Raw genomic sequence first — 2394 nt, 5'->3', positions numbered from 1 at the left:
AGGGGATCAACCCCTTCGACCACGGCCCGGCCTATACCGACATCATGAAGACCCAGGCGCTGCGCCAGGCGCTGTCGGCCGGGGGGTATGACGCGGCGATCGGGGGGGCGCGGCGCGACGAGGAAAAGAGCCGCGCCAAGGAGCGCATCTTCTCGCACCGCAACGCCAACCACGCCTGGGACCCCAAGAACCAGCGCCCTGAGCTGTGGCGGGTGTTCAATACGCGGCTGGCCCCGGGGGAATCCATGCGGGTGTTCCCGCTGTCGAACTGGACCGAGCTCGACATCTGGACCTATATCTATGCCGAGCAGATCCCCATCGTGCCCTTGTATTTTGCCCGTCCGCGCCCGGTGGTGGAGCGCTCGGGCACGCTGATCATGATCGACGATGCGCGCTTCCGCTTCGCGCCGGACGAAGCGCCCCGCGACGCGGTGGTGCGGTTCAGGACGCTGGGCTGCTATCCACTGACCGGGGCCATCCGCTCGGACGCGGCGACCCTGCCCGAGATCATCATGGAGATGCAGGCCAGCCGGAGCTCGGAGCGCGAGGGGCGGCTGATCGACAGCGACCAGGCCGGCTCGATGGAAAAGAAAAAGCAGGAAGGGTATTTCTGATGTCGCGCGTTTCCCTTGCCCCGACCCCTTCCGCCGATACCGATCTCGACCTGTGGCTGGCCCAGCAGACCGGCAAGACGCTGCTGCGGTTTCTGACCTGCGGCTCGGTCGATGACGGCAAGTCGACCCTGATTGGCCGGCTGCTCTATGACAGCCAGCAGATCCTCGACGACCAATTGGCCTCGCTCAAGAAGGACAGCCGCAACCGCCCTGTGGGCGAAGAGGGCATCGACTTCTCGCTGCTGGTCGACGGGCTGGTCGCCGAGCGCGAGCAGGGCATCACCATCGACGTGGCGTACCGGTTCTTTTCCACCGACAAGCGCAAGTTCATCGTCGCCGATACCCCCGGCCACGAGCAATATACCCGCAACATGGCGACCGGGGCCTCCAATGCCGATGTGGCGCTGCTGCTGGTCGATGCGCGCAAGGGCCTGCTGACCCAGACCCGGCGCCACAGCTTCATCCTGTCGCTGATCGGGGTGAAACACGTGGTGCTGGTGGTCAACAAGATCGACCTGATGGACTATAGCCAGGAGGTGTTCGCCCGCATCGAGGCCGAATACCGCGCCTTTGCCGAAGGGCTGGGCTTTGCCAGCCTCGCCGCCATTCCCATCTCGGCGCTGCGCGGCGACAATATCGTCGCCCCCTCGGCGCGCACCCCCTGGTATGACGGCCCCGCGCTGCTGCCCTATCTCGAAACGATCGCGGTGGACGCGGACACCTCGGATGCCCCGTTCCGCTTTCCGGTGCAATGGGTCAACCGCCCCGATCTCGATTTCCGCGGCTTTGCCGGCACCATCGCCTCGGGGCGCGTGCGGGTGGGGGACGAGGTGGTGGACGCCGCCTCGCGCAAACCGGCCCGGATCAGGCGCATCGTCACCATAGATGGCGACCGCGATGCGGCCATGGCCGGGCAGGCGGTGACGCTGGTGCTCGACCGGGAGATCGACGTGTCGCGCGGCGACGTCCTCAGCCATCCGGGCCAGACCCCGGACTATTCCAACCAGTTCCAGGCCGAACTGGTGTGGATGGCCGAGGAGCCGGCCTTTCCCGGCCGCTCCTATTTGCTCAAGATCGGCACCCAGCTGGTGCCGGCCACCATCACCGACCTCAAGCACAAGACCAATGTGAACACGCTGGAGCGGACGGCGGCCAAGCGGCTGGAGCTCAACGAGGTCGGCACCATCACCATGGCCACCGACAAGCCGATCGCCTTCGATCCCTATAAGGAGAACGGGCTGACCGGAGGCTTCATCCTCATCGACCGCATCGACAATCTGACGCTTGGGGCGGGGACGGTGAGCTTTGGGCTGCAGCGGGCCCGCAACCTCTCCTACCAGTCCTTCGACGTCACCCGCGAGGTGCGGGCGCGCCAGAAGGGGCAGCAGCCGCAGATCGTGTGGTTCACCGGGCTTTCGGGCTCGGGCAAGTCGACGGTGGCCAATCTTTTGGAAAAGCGCCTCACCGCCGAGGGCAGGCACTGCTACATCCTCGACGGCGACAATGTGCGCCATGGGCTGAACAAGGATCTGGGCTTTACCGAGGCGGCGCGGATCGAAAACATCCGCCGGGTGGCCGAAGTGGCCAAACTGATGGCCGATGCGGGGCTGATCGTCTTGGTCTCGTTCATCTCGCCCTTCCGCAACGAGCGGCGGCTGGCGCGCGAGATCGCCGCGGACATCCCGTTCCTCGAAGCCTATGTGGACACCCCGCTGGCGATCTGCGAGGCGCGGGACCCCAAGGGGCTCTATGCAAAAGCCCGGGCCGGCCAGATCACCAA

The 2394-nt window shown here is 66.0% G+C and carries 2 protein-coding genes; both read left to right on the top strand.

Annotation, left to right across the window (positions count from 1 at the left end):
- Positions 1 to 614, top strand: a 614-nt coding sequence (cysD, locus tag DVH29_RS15990) for a sulfate adenylyltransferase subunit CysD (protein ID WP_114647182.1), incomplete at its 5' end; no start/stop codon positions are given.
- Positions 614 to 2394, top strand: a 1781-nt coding sequence (gene cysN / locus DVH29_RS15985) for a sulfate adenylyltransferase subunit CysN (RefSeq protein WP_114647181.1), incomplete at its 3' end; no start/stop codon positions are given. The genes cysD and cysN, both read left to right, overlap by 1 nt.

The organism is Pelagibacterium lacus, from assembly GCF_003345525.1.
GTDB classification, from domain to species: domain Bacteria; phylum Pseudomonadota; class Alphaproteobacteria; order Rhizobiales; family Devosiaceae; genus Pelagibacterium; species Pelagibacterium lacus.
This window is presented reverse-complemented; position numbering and strand designations above follow the sequence as displayed.